We start from the raw sequence: 13,961 nt of genomic DNA, 5'->3' as shown, positions 1-13,961 counted from the left end.
GCGATGGACGCCCAACGCCGCGAGTTCACCGGCAACCTGCGCCGGATGATCATGCTCCGGGACAACATCTGCCGCACCCCCTACTGCGGGGCCCCCATCCGGCACGTCGACCACGCCACCCCCTACCGACAGGGCGGGCCCACCAGCTACGCCAACGGCTCCGGACTCTGCGAACGCTGCAACTACACCAAAGAACACCCCGGCTGGACACACCAGACCACACCCCACGACCTCGAGGTCACCACCCCCACCGGCCACCACTACACCAGCCGAACCCGACCCCTCACCCCACCACCCCGCCACGCAACAGCCCCACCCGGCACACCCCAGGCAACACCGCCCACCGGAACGCCCTCACCCGCGCCGACGACCTCTCACGCCCACGAACCCGGATCACATCCTGGACCCAGAGATGCACCCATCCAGACGCCCGACCAGCCAGCGGTGCCCTGCACCACGGACACCAGCACGGTCACGGTGAAACTGCCGTCGCACCCAGCAGCCACGGCAGCGGGAATCCTGGTAGCGCAGCACCGAGGCTTCGATCTGGCCTGGCCACTACGCCGGCACGGGACTCCGGGGACTCAGGTGGAGTACGCGCGGGCCGCGTAGCTTCACCGGGCCCCGCGACAACCGGTCCAACGCCTACCGACCCAACGCCTACCGATTCAGCGCGCGCCCTTGCGGAGGAACCCGGTCTGACGCCCGACCACCTGTCCGGCCTGCGGTGAGACCACGGTCTCCTGGGTCGCCGCGGTGAAGGACCAGCCGTCCTCGGCCGAACCACTGCGCACCAGCAACTCGGCCTCGGGGTCGGTGTTGCGCTTGAGCATGGCCAGCGCGATGGGACCCATCTCGTGGTGCAGGGCCACGGAGGTGAGCGTGCCGACCGGCCGGGCCTTCGCCGCCTCGGCCTCGTCAGCCGTGCCGCCCTCCGGCCGGACCACCACGTCAGAGCCGGGGGCCGGCAGGGTATGGCCCGAACCGTCGAGCTGTAGGAACGTCAGCCGACGCGGTGGCCGGCCCAGGTTGTGGACCCGGGCAATGGTCTCCTGGCCCTTGTAGCAGCCCTTGTCCATGTGCACGGCGGTGCGGACCAGGTCGATCTCATGCGGGATGGTCCGCTCATCCGTGTCCATGCCCTGCCGCGGGCGCAGCGCAGCCACGCGCAAGGCCTCCGAGGCCATCGTGCCGGCCAGGGTCCATCCCTCGGGCAGGGCGTCCACCCCGGACTCCGTCAGCACCGACGCCGGCACCAGGTACTCGTTCCAGGACCAGTCGGCCGCCGGGTGCTGGGCGGGATCAGGGTCGGTGGTGTAGGGGTATCCCCCCTCGCCGATGGCCGGCCACGGGTCCTGCCACCGGGCGACGGCCACGGAATCACCGTCCGCACCCCATCCGGGCACGGCCGCGGTCGAGCCCAGCACCGCGATCTCCCCGGTGCGGTCGGCGACCTCCACACGGGAGGCGAACCTCATCTTCTGCAGCCAGTCGGCCAATCCCGCGTTCTGGCCGGGCTCCACGGTGAGCCAGGTGGTCTCGCCGTCGTCCACGAGGTGGCAGTCGAACTCGATCCGGCCCTGGATGTCCAGGAACAGGGTCTCGGAGGAGGTCCCGGGCGCCAGCCGGTCCAGCTTCTGGCTGGTCAGCACGTTCAACCACGTCAGCCTGTCGGCACCGCTCACGGTCACCACGCCACGGTGCGAGAGGTCCACCACCGCGGAGCCTTCCACCAGGGCCCGCTGCTCGGCGTTCGGGTGGCCGTAGTGGGCGGCCACGGGGGCGTCGGGGCCGTTTCCGGCCACCGCCCCCGGGAGGTTCAGCAGTGCAGAGGGCAGGACAGACACAGTCTCAGGACTCCGTTCGTGGCTTCCCGGGCGCCAGCCGCCCCTGGGTGGGGTCCGGCATCCGGTCGAGGATGGCCGAGGCGTGCGGCTCTTCGCCGGCCTCGGAGGTGTGCGTGGCGTCCCAACGCCAGAACATCTGGCCGTTGACCAGGCCCATGATCCGGGATCCGCCCTCGTACGGCCCGGCGGCCGAGCCGCGCAGGACGGAATCGGTCTTCAGCTGGAGCTGGGGTCCCTTGATGACGCCGTAGTACAGCTCGGTCAGGGAACCGGGGTGGGAGATCTGCGCGGTGATCGGGAAGGACCCGTCCTCACGGCGGAAGGCCTCCACGTCGTCGGCGGACCGCAGGACCGGCACCACGTCGGCGGGCTGCATGCCCGGGCCCGGATCGCCGTCCCGGCGCTCCCGGTCCAACGCCCAGAAGCCGTTCTCCACGGTCAACGGGCGCACCAGGGTGCCGTCCGCCTCGCACAGCCAGGATTCGGCCCGGTACTCGACGAACGGCAGGTGGTGGTCGGTGAAGTCGACCCGCTGATAGAAGATCTCGGTCCCGTCCTCGCCGGAACCGAGGCGCCCCTGCCCCTCCCAGGCACCGATCAGCCAGGAGAGTGGAGCGAGCTCAGGGGTCAGGTCAAACGGCAGTTCAGTGGCCACGCGGGCTCTTACCTCAGCGCTGACCCTTGTATAGGCCGGTCACCACGAGGACGGCGAAGGCGGCCATGGCCAGTCCCGCGATGACGAGTAGAGCCGTGAAGAAAACCTCTAGTGCAAGAATCGACATGCCCCCGATCCTACTCCAGAGCTAGTCCCGCCGCGTTCCGTCGCCGTCGCGGCCCGCCACATGACGTCCGCCGTGGACCTGTTCCAGCCAATAGGTCACGAACTCGTCCTCAGGGTAGGTGTCCAGGTCCCCCTGGATCGCCTGCAGGATCTGGTCCCCGTCCTCCGCGTTGACCGCGTCGATGCGCAGGACCTCCTCCTCGTCGCTGCGGCGGCGCACCACCACGGAGACTCCCACCACATCGGCTCCGGACCCCCCGAAGACCTGGGTGAGCACGCCGCCGACGAACCGGAACGCCCGCTCGAAGGCGTCGTCCCCGCCTTCCTCCAGCGCCGCCGTGTAATGGGCTGCAGCCATATCAGTCATGACATCTCCTCCCGCCGGTCAGACCGGCATGATCCTGAACACAAAATAGGTCACCAGGCCGGCCACGGCCACCGGGCCCGCACCCAGGGCCATCGCCGCGCGCTGGCCCACCGGCCGGCCCAGGCCGTCGTCCGGCGCCAGCCGCCCCAGCAGCACGAGCACCAACCCGGCCAGGGCGCCGGACACCACGGCGGCCGGCAGCGGATAGTCGGGCCAGGCCGCGGGCCAGAGACCGGCCAACAACCAGGGCACGACGCCGGCCAGCACCACGGAGAGCACCGCGGCCAGTCCCGCTCGGGTCCCCTTTCCGGCGCGACTCGGGAAGGGCACCAGCCCGGCCAGGGCCGCGAGCGCCAGGGAGAGGCCCACCGAGAAGATCAGCGGGCCGGCGTCGTACCGGGCGAGGGCGACCCAACCGGCGCCGCAGCTCACCACGGCCACGCCGGCGATGGTCCCGGCGGTGGACTCGAGGCGGTGGGGGCTGCCGGAGCCACGGAACAGCTGGACCATGAAGGCGGCGACCACGCCGAGGGCGATGGCCACGGCGATCGGCTCGATCAGCGAGGCCCCGAACTCCTCGGGCCCTTCGCCGGGCTCCTGCCCGGGCCAGAGGACCGCGGCCACGGCGGCGGCGAGCCCGGTCAGGCCGAGCACGGCGGTCAGCGACTTCCGGGCGGGGGCGCCGAGCATCTGCGGCCACCCCAGGGCGACGACCAGCACGAGCGCGGCCGCCATGAGGACCATGATCCACGGGGCGCCGAGCCAGAGCGCTCCGAGGCCGCCCGCGGCCACGAGCACGGCGGCGACCGCGGCGGTCACGGCCAACAGTGGATGCTTCACCCTTCCATCCTGCCATTGACTCCCTCCCCGCACCGACTGAGCACCGACCGGGCTCCGACCGGGCACCGACCGTTCCCTATAATCGTCCTGACCCGGAAGAGGAGGTCCCTCATGGCCCTGCTGTTGATGCTCTCCGGCGCGTCCGACCGCCCCGAGGCGGTCCTGGACTCCCTGGCGTTCCTGGACCACCGCTCGATCGCGGGACCACCACGGGCCGAGACGGTCCTGCGGCACCCGGAGGCCGACGTCGTGCTGGTGGACGCCCGCCGGGACCTGACCGGGGCCCGCAACCTGTGCCGGGCCCTGGCTGCCGCCTCCCCCGGGCTGCCGCTGCTGCCGGTGTTGACGGAGGGCGGGCTCGCCGGCTTCTCCCCCGCCTGGGAGGCGTGCGACTTCCTGCTGGACACCGCCGGCCCCGCCGAGGTGACGGCCCGGCTGCGGCTGGCCACCCAGCCGCGCCCGGACGCGACGGCCGGGGGCGAGCAGCCGATCCGCGCCTCCGGGATCTTCGTGGACGCCTCCACGTACACGGCCAAGGTCCACGGTGAGCCGATGAACCTCACGTTCAAGGAGTTCGAGCTGCTCAAGCACCTGGTGCAGCACCCCGGCCGGGTCTTCACCCGGGAACAGCTCCTGCACGAGGTGTGGGGCTACGACTACTTCGGCGGCACCCGCACGGTGGACGTCCACGTGCGGCGGCTGCGGGCCAAGCTGGGACCGGATCAGGAGCAGCTGATCGGGACGGTGCGGAACGTGGGCTACCGCTTCGTACCCCGGGACAGCGGCCGGGAGAACGGCCGGGAGAACGCACACCCGAGCGACTAGGGTTGGCCCCATGGACCACCCGCACGAATCCCCGACCTTGTCCACGAGCGCCGGCCGTCTCGAGCCCGCCCGGCTACGGGACCTCGTGACCCTGGCCGAGGCCGCCGAACAGGCCGACGGCAACCCCCCGTTCTCCGACCAGACCTGGGTCGAGCTGCGCACCACGGACGATCCGGACCGGGTCCACACCGTGACCGCCTGGCTGGACCACCATCAGGGGCGCGAGGGCGAGCTGGCGGGCGCCGCCGTCGCCATCTCCCCGGCACCCGGCGCCGGCGCCGATGCGGCGGGGACGCTGGAACTGGTGGTGCACCCGAACTGCCGCTCCCAGGGCGTCGCCACCGCGCTGGCACACGGCGTGCAGGACCGCCCCGGCCGCCCCGTCCCGTTGAACGCCTGGGCCCATGGCAACCACGCGGCCGCGGCCCGGCTGGCCGAGCAGTTCGGCTACACGCCCGTCCGCGAGCTGTTGCGGCTGCGCCTGACCCATCAGGAGCCCTTCAGCGAGCTGCCGCTGCCGGACGGCGTCACGATCCGCGCCTTCGTCCCCGGCACCGATGATGCGGCCTGGCTGGCGGTCAATGCCGCGGCGTTCGCCAGCCACCCGGAGCAGGGCTCCCTGGACCAGACCGATCTGGACGCGCGGATGGCTGAGCCCTGGTTCGACCCGGCCGGGTTCCTGCTGGCCGAGGACGCCGACGGCACGCTGCTGGGCTTCCACTGGACGAAGATCCACCCGGGCGACCAGGACAGCCCTCCGCTCGGCGAGGTGTACTCGGTGGGGATCGCCCCGGCGGCGCAGGGTCGCGGCCTGGGCCGGGGCCTGACCGTGGCCGGCATCCGCCACCTGCAGCAGCAGGGGGTGGATGCCGTGATGCTCTACGTGGACGCGGACAACACGCCCGCCGTCCAGCTGTACCGCGCACTCGGCTTCGTCCGTTGGGACACCGACGTGATGTACGCCCCCGGCGCCTGAGGGGTCCGCGCATGTCACAGCCCCCCGCCCGGATGGCCGCCGCCCGCTCCACCGCCGGGATCCTGGACGCCGGCCCCACGGCACAGGTCCTGGCCGCCGGGGTCCTGCCGTGGCGCGCCGCCGGCCAGGGGCTCGAGGTCCTGCTGATCCACCGCCCCCACTACGACGACTGGTCCTGGCCCAAGGGCAAGCTGGACGATGGCGAGACCCTGCCCGAATGCGCGCGGCGCGAGGTGCTCGAGGAGATCGGGCTCCAGGTCGAGCTCGGCCTCCCGCTGCCGATCACCCGTTACACGGTCGGCAACGGCAAGAAGATCTCGAAGGAGGTCTGGTACTGGGCCGCCGAGGTCGGCCGGGCCGCTCCGGTGCCGGACGGCCAGGAGGTGGACCGCACCCGGTGGGTCACCGCGGAGCAGGCCCGCGGACTGCTGAGCAACGCCACGGACGCCGAGCCGCTGGAGGCGCTGATCGCCGCCCACCGGGACCAGACCCTGCGCACCGCCCCCTTCGTGATCCTGCGCCACGCCAAGGCCAAGCCGCGCTCCTCGTGGTCCCGTGCGGAGGGCCAGCGCCCGCTCGCGGCCACGGGCCAGCGGCAGGCGATGGCCGTGCGCCGGCTGCTGTCCGCCTGGGACCCGCAGAAGGTGATCACCTCTCCGTGGCTGCGCTGCGTGGAGACCGTGACCCCCTTCGTCAAGGACACCAGACGCGGCTTCAAGGAGGTGTCCGCCTTCACCGAGAAGTCGGCCAAGAACAAGCCCCACAAGGCACGCCAGGAGATGGCCAAGCTGCTCGGCAAGCAGCGCTCCACCCTGCTGTGCACCCACCGGCCCGTGCTGCCGCTGCTGCTGGAGGTCCTGGCCCAGGGCCTCCCGGCCGCCGTCCTCGCCGCTCTGCCCCGGAAGGACCCCTTCCTCTCCCCCGGCGCGGTGATCGTGGCGCACCAGGCGCTGGACCGCGGCGGGAAGATCGTCTCGGTGGAGACCTACGACGTCTGGGATGACTGACGTTCTGGGACGACTGACGTAGGGTCAGCACATGACCACCGGCGGCGAACAGACATCCGAGCAGGCCCCCAAGATCGTCCACGACGAGTTGCGCGTGGAGCGCGATCCCGACCGCGGTCGGATCGAGTTGTGGCAGCGGGACCAGTTCATCGGATTCCTCGGCTATGCCGAACACACCGTGGGCGAGGACACCGTGGTGGAGCTGCAGCACACCATCATCGACGAGTCCTTCGGGCGCCGCGGCTACGCCCGGGCCCTCGTGACGATCGTGCTGGAGCGGCTGAAGGCCGAGGGCTACTCGATCGTGCCCCAGTGCTCCTACGTGCAGGACTACCTGCGGCGCTACCCGGAGTACCAGCCGATGGTGTTCGAGGGCGAGCTGCCGGAGTAGCCCCCACCCTCCCGCACCCTCCCGCGCCACCCGCTCCCACCCCTTCGCAATGTGTCAATGGCTTGATACATTGATACAGACACGAGGGGGTCACCATGGGTGAAGTGGACGACGGCGGCGCATGGCTCGGCTGGGCCGGTTCAGCCGGCCTCGGGCTGGCGCTCGGACTCGGGGTGCTCTACCTCATCCTGCGCGGCACCGCGTGGAGTCCCGGTCGCGGCGATCCCGTCCGGGCCGTCCGCGCCCACGCCATGATCACGGCGCTCATCGCCCTCTTCGCCTCCGGCACCGCCGGGCTGAGCCGGCTGGCCACCGCCGAGGAGTACCAGGTCTTCGGCAGCGGCGCCTACCCCGTCACCACCGAGACCGAGGGCGAGCTGACCCGGGAGATCATCAGCGCCCCCGTGCCCGCCCTGAGCTGGGTCGAGGGGCTCGGCATCCTCCTCGGGCCGATCCTCGGTTTCGCCCTGGTCTACGTGGTGGCCCAGTACACTTGGCCCCGGCAGTCCGGCGCGGTGCGGACCGCGCGACTGAAGGACCGCCGGCCCGCGGACCTTCTGCCGAGGTACCTGACGGGCTTCGCGGCACTGGTCGCGGTGGCGGCCCTCGGCATGGTGGCCCTGTCCTGGACCGCTCCGGGCGTCGAGGCCCGGCAGGTCGACGAGCAGTGGCGGGATGAGCTCGGCAGTGGCGGCAGCTCGTGGTTCGAGCCCGGGGCGCGCGCCGGTGAGGACGTCGCGCCGTGGCTGCTGCTGGCGGTGGTGCTCGTGCCGGTGGCCTTCGCGGTGGTGCTGCGGACCATCGCCCGCCGACCGGTGCTGGGCGGCCTGCACCCCCACGACGACGACCTCGTCCGCCGGATCGCCGTCAACCGGGCCCTGCGCACCGCGGCCGCCATGGTCCTCGGCATCGGCCTGGCGGGCTACAACGTCTGGTCGGAGGGTCTCCGGGAGCAGGCGTGGCGGACAGACGGCATCCCCTCCGACCAGCCGGGCGCGCCCTGGGCGGCCGGCGTCTCCATCACCGTCATGCTCGTCCTGCTGTTCTGGCGCTCGCCCCACGTCTCCGAGCTCGGCTCCCATACGGTGCCCGGCCTGGAGGGGTACGACGCCGGCCGGTCGCCCCGGGCGTCCGGCGCACCGTCGCTGCCCGGTACGGCCCGCGCCGTGCTGCGGTTGCGCCTGGACGGGGCGCTGCTCGCGTGGATCGCCGCGGTGCCGATCGGGGTGGTGGCGGTGGCGGCACTCGCCTTCGTCGCGGCGGCCCCCTCCGACCGCGGGGGCCCGTGGGCCCTGCTGCTGGGGACCGCCGTGCCCTTCGCCGCCGCCCTGGCGATCCTGGGTTTCACCGAGCTCGGCGTCCGCCGCGGCCACAGCCCGGCCGAGGAGCCCTCGACGACCGGCAAGTCCTCGCGCTGGCCCCAGCCCGCCCTCGGGCTGGCGGTGCTGCTGGCCGCCGTGTGGAGCGTGCTCTGCCTGGTCGTGCCGGCCTTCCAGACCGACCAGGCTGCGGCCCTCGCCGCAGCGCTGGCGGCCACCACGGCAGGGTTCGCGCTCCTCTCCCTGGCCCTGGCCCGGCTGGCCCTGCGCCGGCCCGCCCTCGGGCGTGCAACCGCCGCGCAGGATGCGGCGATCCGCGCCGGCGGGGCGGACCGGATCCTGGCGGTGGGAGCCGCCGGCATCTTCGCCGTGACGGGCGCGGCCCTCCTCGCCGGCGTGCAGGTGTGGAACGGCTTCATCACCTCCGCGATCTTCGATCCCGGGATCAACGAGCTGCCGGATGTGCTCCTGATGACCCGGGGCCTGCTGCTGTTCGTGCTGTTCGGCCTCATCGTGGCCTGTCTCATCGCCCCGGCCCCCCGGGTGCCCGCTGCCGTGCGAGAGACCTCACGCCCGTGAGCGCCGAGATCACCCTCGACCTGGACTCGCCGGTCCCGCCGTTCGAGCAGCTCCGGGCCCGGATCACCGAGCTGGTCGACGACGGCACGCTGGCCCCCGGCGCCCGGCTCCCCTCGGTCCGGGCGCTGGCCTCCGACCTCGGGATCGCGGTGGGGACCGTGGCGCGGGCCTACCGGGAACTCGAGGCCGCCGGGTACGTCCTGTCCCGGCGCCGGCACGGCACCACGGTGGCGCAGGCGCCGCCGGGGCGAGCCGTCCATGCCGAGGCACCGGCCGGCGTCGTGCAGGCCGCCGAGGAGTTCGTGCTGACGGCGAGCGAGGCCGGTTTCAGCCGACAGGAGACCCTGGAGATCGTGGCCCGGGCGGCCAGTAGACTGGGCCGGTGAGCATTCCCACCCCGTACGAGGATCTCCTGGCCGAGGTGCTGGCCGACGGCGCCGTCAAGACCGACCGCACCGGAACCGGGACCCGCAGCGTCTTCGGACGCCAGTTGCGCTACGACCTCTCCGAGTCCTTCCCGCTGATCACCACCAAGCGCGTGCACTTCAAGTCCGTGGCGCTGGAGCTGCTCTGGTTCCTGCGCGGGGACTCCAACGTCCGCTGGCTGCAGGAACGCGGCGTGAAGATCTGGGACGAGTGGGCTGACGCTGACGGCGAGCTCGGTCCGGTGTACGGCGTGCAGTGGCGCTCCTGGCCCACCCCGGATGGCGGGCAGATCGACCAGATCGCCCAGGTCGTGGAGTCGATCAGGACCAACCCGGACTCCCGCCGGCACCTCGTCACCGCGTGGAACCCGGCAGAGGTGGGTCAGATGGCCCTGCCGCCGTGCCACGCGATGTTCCAGTTCTACGTGGCCCCGCAGGACGACGGCCCCGGGAAGCTGTCCTGCCAGCTGTACCAGCGCTCGGCGGACCTCTTCCTCGGGGTGCCGTTCAACATCGCCTCCTACGCCCTGCTGACCGTCATGGTGGCCCAGCAGACCGGCCTGGAACCCGGCGAGTTCGTGTGGACCGGCGGCGACTGCCACATCTACGCCAACCACGTGGACCAGGTCACGCAGCAGCTCACCCGCGAGCCGCACCCCTACCCGCGGCTGCAGCTCACCCGCACGCCGGATGACCTGTTCAGTTACAACCTCGAGGACTTCGCGCTGGTCGACTACCAGCACCACCCGACGATCAAGGCCCCCATTGCCGTCTGACAGACCCCGAACCACCAGCACCACCGGCACCACCAGCCGCATCGGCATGATCTGGGCCCAGAGCCCGGACCGCGTGATCGGCGCCGACGGCACCATGCCGTGGCACCTGCCCGAGGACCTCGCCCACTTCAAGGAGCTCACCCTCGGCCACCCCGTCATCATGGGCCGGCGCACCTGGGACTCGTTCCCGGAGAAGGTCCGCCCCCTGCCGGGGCGCGCCAACATCGTCGTGTCCCGGCGCCAGGAGTCGGCGAGGTCCATGCGCGAGGCGGGGGCCGTCGTCGTCCCCGGGTTCCAGGAGGCCCTCGAGGCCGCGGCCGAGGCCGACGGGCTGGACCTGATCTGGGTGATCGGCGGGGCCACGCTCTACGAGCAGGCCCTCGACGTGGCGACGCTGGCCGAGATCACCGTGATCGACACCGACGTCACCGGGGACACCCACGCCCCCGCCCTGGACGGGCAGTGGAGCCGCACCGCCGTGGACGAGCACGAGACCTACCGCTTCGAACGCTGGGAGAGGCCATGAGCCTGATGAACAAGACCACCCTGACCTTCATCGCGTTCATCGCGTGCCCGATCCTCGGCCTGGTCACCGCCGTGATGGGCCTGGTGATGATCTTCACGGGCAACGTGGTGATGGGCGTGGTCTTCCTCGTGGTGCTCACGCAGGTGTTCATTGTCGGCGGATTGTGGGCCCTGATGAAGCGCAGGTCACTGACGTCGGACACCGAGGGCCCGTAGACTGGCCCACATGCTTTCCCCAGATTCGACCACTGTGCCCACCCCCGAGACTGCCGCCACCCCCACCGTGGGACTGATCGGCTGGCGCGGCATGGTCGGTTCCGTGCTCATGCAGCGGATGGCCGAGGAGGGCGATTTCGGCCGCCTGAACCCGGTGTTCTTCTCCACCTCGGCCGCCGGCAAGCCCGCGCCGTCGCTGCCCGGGATGCAGGGGGACGCCGGCACCCTGCAGGACGCCTATGACATCGAGACGCTGGCGAAGCTGCCCGTCATCCTGACCACCCAGGGCGGGGACTACACGCAGGCCGTCTACCCGAAGCTGCGGGCCGCCGGCTGGGACGGGATCTGGATCGACGCCGCCTCCACGCTGCGCATGCAGGACTCCTCGATCATCGTGCTCGACCCGGTCAACCGCGGCGTGATCGACGCCGGCCTGGCCTCCGGGGTCAAGGACTTCGTGGGCGGCAACTGCACCGTCTCCTGCATGCTCATGGGCCTGGGCGGACTCTTCAAGGCCGGCCTCGTGGAGTGGGGCACCGCCATGACCTACCAGGCCGCCTCCGGCGGCGGCGCCCGCCACATGCGCGAGCTGCTGGACCAGTTCGGCACCCTGCACGGCCTGGTGGCGGACGAGCTCGCCGACCCGGCCTCCGCCATCCTCGAGATCGACCGCAAGGTCTCCGCCGCCCAGCGCGACGGATCCCTGGACGCCTCGCAGTTCGGCGTGCCGCTGGCCGGCTCCCTCATCCCCTGGATCGACGCCGACCTGGGCAACGGCATGTCCAAGGAGGAGAAGAAGGCCGGGGACGAGACCAACAAGATCCTCGGGCATTCCGCCGGCCAGCGGATCCCCTTCGACTCCCTCTGCGTGCGGATCGGGACCCTGCGCTCCCACTCCCAGGCGCTGACCCTGAAGCTGACGAAGGACGTGCCGCTGGACGAGATCGAGCAGATCATCGCCGCGGACAACGAGTGGGCCTCCGTGGTGCCGAACACCAAGGAGGCCTCCATGGCGGACCTGACGCCGGTGGCGGCCTCCGGCTCCATGACGATCCCCGTGGGCCGGCTGCGCAAGATGGAGATGGGCCCGGAGTACCTCTCCGCGTTCACCGTGGGCGACCAGCTGCTCTGGGGTGCCGCCGAGCCGGTGCGCCGCATGCTCGCCATCGCCACCGGCAACCTCTGAGCCCCGCCGCCTAGACCAGGCCCTCCATCACCATCTCCGCGTTGATCCGGGCGGCCGTCATCGTTCCGGCCGCGGCGGCCGCACCGACCTGGGCGGAGAGGTCCGAGGAGTTGCCCGCGGCCCAGACGCCCGGCACCGTGGTGTGGCCCATCTCCTGGGTGGAGACGAACCGGCCCATCGGATTCTCCTCCATCTGCAGGCCGAGCGGCTCGAATGCCTCGGTGTTCGCCAGCATGCGCGGGGCCACCACGAGCACCTCGGCGGGCAGCAGCTCGCCGTCGGCCAGCCGCACGCCGGCGAGGCGGCCGGTCTCCTCCGAGGACTCGACGGCGGCCGCCTCCCCCGCGAGCACCGTGATCCCGCGGGCCACCAGCATCCGGCGCTCCTCGGCTCCCAGGCCGGGCCCGTGCGCGGTGTCCTCCAGGAACGTCACGTCCGCGCTGAGCTGGCTGAACAGCAGGGCCTGGTGCACCGAGTTCGGCGAGGTCCCCAGGGCCAGGATGGAGCGGTCCCGCACCTCCCAGCCGTGGCAGTAGGGGCAGTGGATGACGTTGTGGCCCCAGTGCTCGGCCAGCCCGGGGAGCTGCGGCAGCTCGTCCGTGAGTCCCGTGGCGATGAGCAGCCGGCGGGCGGTGAGGACGGGGCCCGCGCTGCCGTCTTCACCACCGGCCAGCGTGGCCTGGAAGCGGCCGTCCGCCAGGCGGCGGACCGCGGTGATCTCCCCGTCCACCACCTCCGCCCCGTAGCCGAGGGCCTCGCGGCGCCCGGCGGCGAGCAGCTCGGCCGGGCTGATGCCCTCCCGGCCCAGCAGGGCGTGGACGCCCTCGGCCGGGGCGTTGCGGGGGCGGCCGGAGTCGACCACCGTCACGCTCCGGCGGGCCCGGGCCAGGGTCACCGCGGCGGCGAGGCCCGCGGCACCGCCGCCGGCCACCAGGACGTCGAGTTCTGGGGTGTTATGTTCTGGGGTGTCATGTTCTGGGCTCATGGATGCCATCCTGCAACCACCCTGTCCGAACCGCAAAGATTCTTGCCGAACAGCAAATGCGGCTACGGCCGGCGCCGCTTGCGGTACATCTTCTTCATGCCGTCCGCGGGACGGATCGGCTCGGGCCACTTGGGCTGCAGCTCGTCGCCGAGCGTGACGCCCCGCATCCGGCGGCCGAACATGGGCAGCACCCACTGGCGCAGCCACTCCACGTCCCGGCTGAGGGACTGCACGGGCCCCACCCGCTCGCTGGGCCCGAAGGGCTCGAACTCCAGCTGGTGCCTCACGCCCAGGATGTTCAGGATCTGGATGGCCATGAAGCGGTGTCCCGCCCGGTTCATGTGCAGCTTGTCGATGTCCCACATGCGGCGGTCACGGTAGGCGTCCCACGTCCAGTAGTCCACGAGGGTCACGGAGTCCGGATACTGGCGGGCGAGCCCGCGCACGTGCTCGTTGAACGCCCAGTTCCTGCGCTTGAACGGCTCCAGCACGGGGTGCAGCGGGACGTCGAAGCCCGTGAAGAGCAGCACCCGCGCCTCGGAGGACACGAGGCGCTCCACCGCGTGGGTGTACCCCCGCAGGACCAGCCCCAGGTCCTGGCGCACCTCGAGGAGGTCGTTGCCGCCCGCGTAGAAACTGATGAGGTCCGGCTTCATCGCCAGGGCCGGGCCGATCTGCTCCTCGACCACACCCGCGAGGCGTCGGCTGCGGATCGCCAGATTGGCGTAGCGGCTGTCCGGGTCCGCCTTGGACAGCTGCTTGGCCACCCGGTCCGCCCAACCGCGCACCCCGTTGGGGTGCCGGGTGTCCCAGTCCCCCACGCCCTCGGTGAAGGAGTCCCCGATGGCCACGAACAATCCGCCCATGGGGGCTGACGCTAGGGCCTGCGGCGTTCCATCCGGTGGCCGGCCGGTGA

17 protein-coding genes are annotated in these 13,961 nt (G+C 71.9%); 11 read left to right on the top strand and 6 right to left on the bottom strand.

The window, feature by feature from the left end; translation table 11 throughout:
* Window positions 1–612 (top strand): HNH endonuclease (locus AB0K08_RS03860; protein ID WP_363351802.1); only part of this gene is annotated, 612 nt, incomplete at its 5' end.
* A 56-nt stretch (window positions 613–668) separates the two neighbouring features.
* On the opposite strand, the gene AB0K08_RS03855 is transcribed toward AB0K08_RS03860, so the two are convergent.
* From AB0K08_RS03855 to AB0K08_RS03840, 4 genes are all read right to left on the bottom strand, one after another.
* Window positions 669–1,847 carry a folate-binding protein gene (locus AB0K08_RS03855; protein ID WP_363351800.1) on the bottom strand — a complete coding sequence of 393 codons (1,179 nt, stop codon included), beginning with the start codon at window positions 1,845–1,847 and terminating at the stop codon, window positions 669–671.
* A 4-nt stretch (window positions 1,848–1,851) separates the two neighbouring features.
* Window positions 1,852–2,502 carry an FABP family protein gene (locus AB0K08_RS03850; RefSeq protein WP_363351798.1) on the bottom strand — a complete coding sequence of 217 codons (651 nt, stop codon included), beginning with the start codon at window positions 2,500–2,502 and terminating at the stop codon, window positions 1,852–1,854.
* Window positions 2,503–2,650: 148 nt separating this feature from the next.
* The gene (locus AB0K08_RS03845) at window positions 2,651–2,995 is read right to left on the bottom strand and encodes a hypothetical protein (RefSeq protein WP_363351796.1); all 345 of its coding nucleotides are present in this window, start codon (window positions 2,993–2,995) and stop codon (window positions 2,651–2,653) included.
* A gap of 18 nt (window positions 2,996–3,013) precedes the next feature.
* Window positions 3,014–3,835, bottom strand: a complete 822-nt coding sequence (locus AB0K08_RS03840) for a hypothetical protein (protein ID WP_363351794.1) — start codon at window positions 3,833–3,835, stop codon at window positions 3,014–3,016.
* Window positions 3,836–3,946: 111 nt separating this feature from the next.
* Here AB0K08_RS03840 and AB0K08_RS03835 point away from each other — a divergent pair, with 111 nt between their 5' ends.
* The 10 genes from AB0K08_RS03835 to asd all read left to right on the top strand — a co-directional run bounded on the left by AB0K08_RS03835 (window position 3,947) and on the right by asd (window position 12,060).
* Window positions 3,947–4,660: a response regulator transcription factor gene (locus tag AB0K08_RS03835; RefSeq protein WP_363351792.1), complete on the top strand. Its 714-nt coding sequence runs from the start codon at window positions 3,947–3,949 to the stop codon at window positions 4,658–4,660.
* A 10-nt stretch (window positions 4,661–4,670) separates the two neighbouring features.
* A complete protein-coding gene (gene mshD / locus AB0K08_RS03830) occupies window positions 4,671–5,636 on the top strand; it encodes a mycothiol synthase (RefSeq protein WP_363351790.1) in 966 nt (321 codons plus the stop codon).
* Window positions 5,637–5,647: 11 nt separating this feature from the next.
* Window positions 5,648–6,643 carry an NUDIX domain-containing protein gene (locus AB0K08_RS03825; RefSeq protein WP_363351788.1) on the top strand — a complete coding sequence of 332 codons (996 nt, stop codon included), beginning with the start codon at window positions 5,648–5,650 and terminating at the stop codon, window positions 6,641–6,643.
* Window positions 6,644–6,674: 31 nt separating this feature from the next.
* On the top strand, window positions 6,675–7,034 hold the full coding sequence (locus AB0K08_RS03820; protein ID WP_363351786.1) for a GNAT family N-acetyltransferase: 360 nt from the start codon (window positions 6,675–6,677) through the stop codon (window positions 7,032–7,034).
* A 95-nt stretch (window positions 7,035–7,129) separates the two neighbouring features.
* A complete protein-coding gene (locus AB0K08_RS03815; RefSeq protein WP_363351784.1) occupies window positions 7,130–8,932 on the top strand; it encodes a hypothetical protein in 1,803 nt (600 codons plus the stop codon).
* Entirely contained in the window at window positions 8,929–9,318 is a 390-nt protein-coding gene (locus AB0K08_RS03810; RefSeq protein WP_363351782.1) for a GntR family transcriptional regulator, read from the top strand. The genes AB0K08_RS03815 and AB0K08_RS03810 overlap by 4 nt, the downstream gene beginning before the upstream one ends.
* Window positions 9,315–10,133, top strand: a complete 819-nt coding sequence (locus tag AB0K08_RS03805) for a thymidylate synthase (RefSeq protein WP_363351780.1) — start codon at window positions 9,315–9,317, stop codon at window positions 10,131–10,133. Before AB0K08_RS03810 ends, AB0K08_RS03805 begins: the two co-directional genes overlap by 4 nt.
* A gap of 46 nt (window positions 10,134–10,179) precedes the next feature.
* On the top strand, window positions 10,180–10,659 hold the full coding sequence (locus tag AB0K08_RS03800) for a dihydrofolate reductase (RefSeq protein ID WP_363351778.1): 480 nt from the start codon (window positions 10,180–10,182) through the stop codon (window positions 10,657–10,659).
* Complete coding sequence (locus AB0K08_RS03795) at window positions 10,656–10,874, top strand: NF038396 family protein (protein WP_363351776.1); 219 nt, start codon at window positions 10,656–10,658, stop codon at window positions 10,872–10,874. Before AB0K08_RS03800 ends, AB0K08_RS03795 begins: the two co-directional genes overlap by 4 nt.
* Before the next feature lie 10 nt (window positions 10,875–10,884).
* On the top strand, window positions 10,885–12,060 hold the full coding sequence (asd, locus tag AB0K08_RS03790; RefSeq protein ID WP_363351774.1) for an aspartate-semialdehyde dehydrogenase: 1,176 nt from the start codon (window positions 10,885–10,887) through the stop codon (window positions 12,058–12,060).
* 10 nt (window positions 12,061–12,070) lie between these two features.
* Here asd and AB0K08_RS03785 read toward each other — a convergent pair whose 3' ends face one another.
* Together AB0K08_RS03785 and AB0K08_RS03780 are read right to left on the bottom strand one after the other, a co-directional pair.
* A complete protein-coding gene (locus tag AB0K08_RS03785) occupies window positions 12,071–13,045 on the bottom strand; it encodes an NAD(P)/FAD-dependent oxidoreductase (RefSeq protein ID WP_363351772.1) in 975 nt (324 codons plus the stop codon).
* 62 nt (window positions 13,046–13,107) lie between these two features.
* Window positions 13,108–13,911: an SGNH/GDSL hydrolase family protein gene (locus AB0K08_RS03780; protein WP_363351770.1), complete on the bottom strand. Its 804-nt coding sequence runs from the start codon at window positions 13,909–13,911 to the stop codon at window positions 13,108–13,110.
* Between the last annotated feature and the right edge of the window lie 50 nt (window positions 13,912–13,961).

This window comes from Citricoccus sp. NPDC055426, assembly GCF_040677445.1.
Classification (GTDB): Bacteria; Actinomycetota; Actinomycetes; order Actinomycetales; family Micrococcaceae; genus Citricoccus.
Note: the sequence above shows the minus strand (reverse complement) of the source record. Positions and strands in the feature narration are given on the sequence as shown.

Bases quoted from the DNA above. Each gene is read 5' to 3' on its own strand.
- AB0K08_RS03815 (WP_363351784.1), top strand. From the start codon at position 7,130: ATGGGTGAAGTGGACGACGGCGGCGCATGGCTCGGCTGGGCCGGTTCA.
- mshD (WP_363351790.1), top strand. From the start codon at position 4,671: ATGGACCACCCGCACGAATCCCCGACCTTGTCCACGAGCGCCGGCCGT.
- AB0K08_RS03820 (WP_363351786.1), top strand. From the start codon at position 6,675: ATGACCACCGGCGGCGAACAGACATCCGAGCAGGCCCCCAAGATCGTC.
- asd (WP_363351774.1), top strand. From the start codon at position 10,885: ATGCTTTCCCCAGATTCGACCACTGTGCCCACCCCCGAGACTGCCGCC.
- AB0K08_RS03845 (WP_363351796.1), bottom strand. From the start codon at position 2,995: ATGACTGATATGGCTGCAGCCCATTACACGGCGGCGCTGGAGGAAGGC.
- AB0K08_RS03800 (WP_363351778.1), top strand. From the start codon at position 10,180: ATGATCTGGGCCCAGAGCCCGGACCGCGTGATCGGCGCCGACGGCACC.
- AB0K08_RS03785 (WP_363351772.1), bottom strand. From the start codon at position 13,045: ATGAGCCCAGAACATGACACCCCAGAACATAACACCCCAGAACTCGAC.
- AB0K08_RS03780 (WP_363351770.1), bottom strand. From the start codon at position 13,911: ATGGGCGGATTGTTCGTGGCCATCGGGGACTCCTTCACCGAGGGCGTG.
- AB0K08_RS03795 (WP_363351776.1), top strand. From the start codon at position 10,656: ATGAGCCTGATGAACAAGACCACCCTGACCTTCATCGCGTTCATCGCG.
- AB0K08_RS03835 (WP_363351792.1), top strand. From the start codon at position 3,947: ATGGCCCTGCTGTTGATGCTCTCCGGCGCGTCCGACCGCCCCGAGGCG.
- AB0K08_RS03825 (WP_363351788.1), top strand. From the start codon at position 5,648: ATGTCACAGCCCCCCGCCCGGATGGCCGCCGCCCGCTCCACCGCCGGG.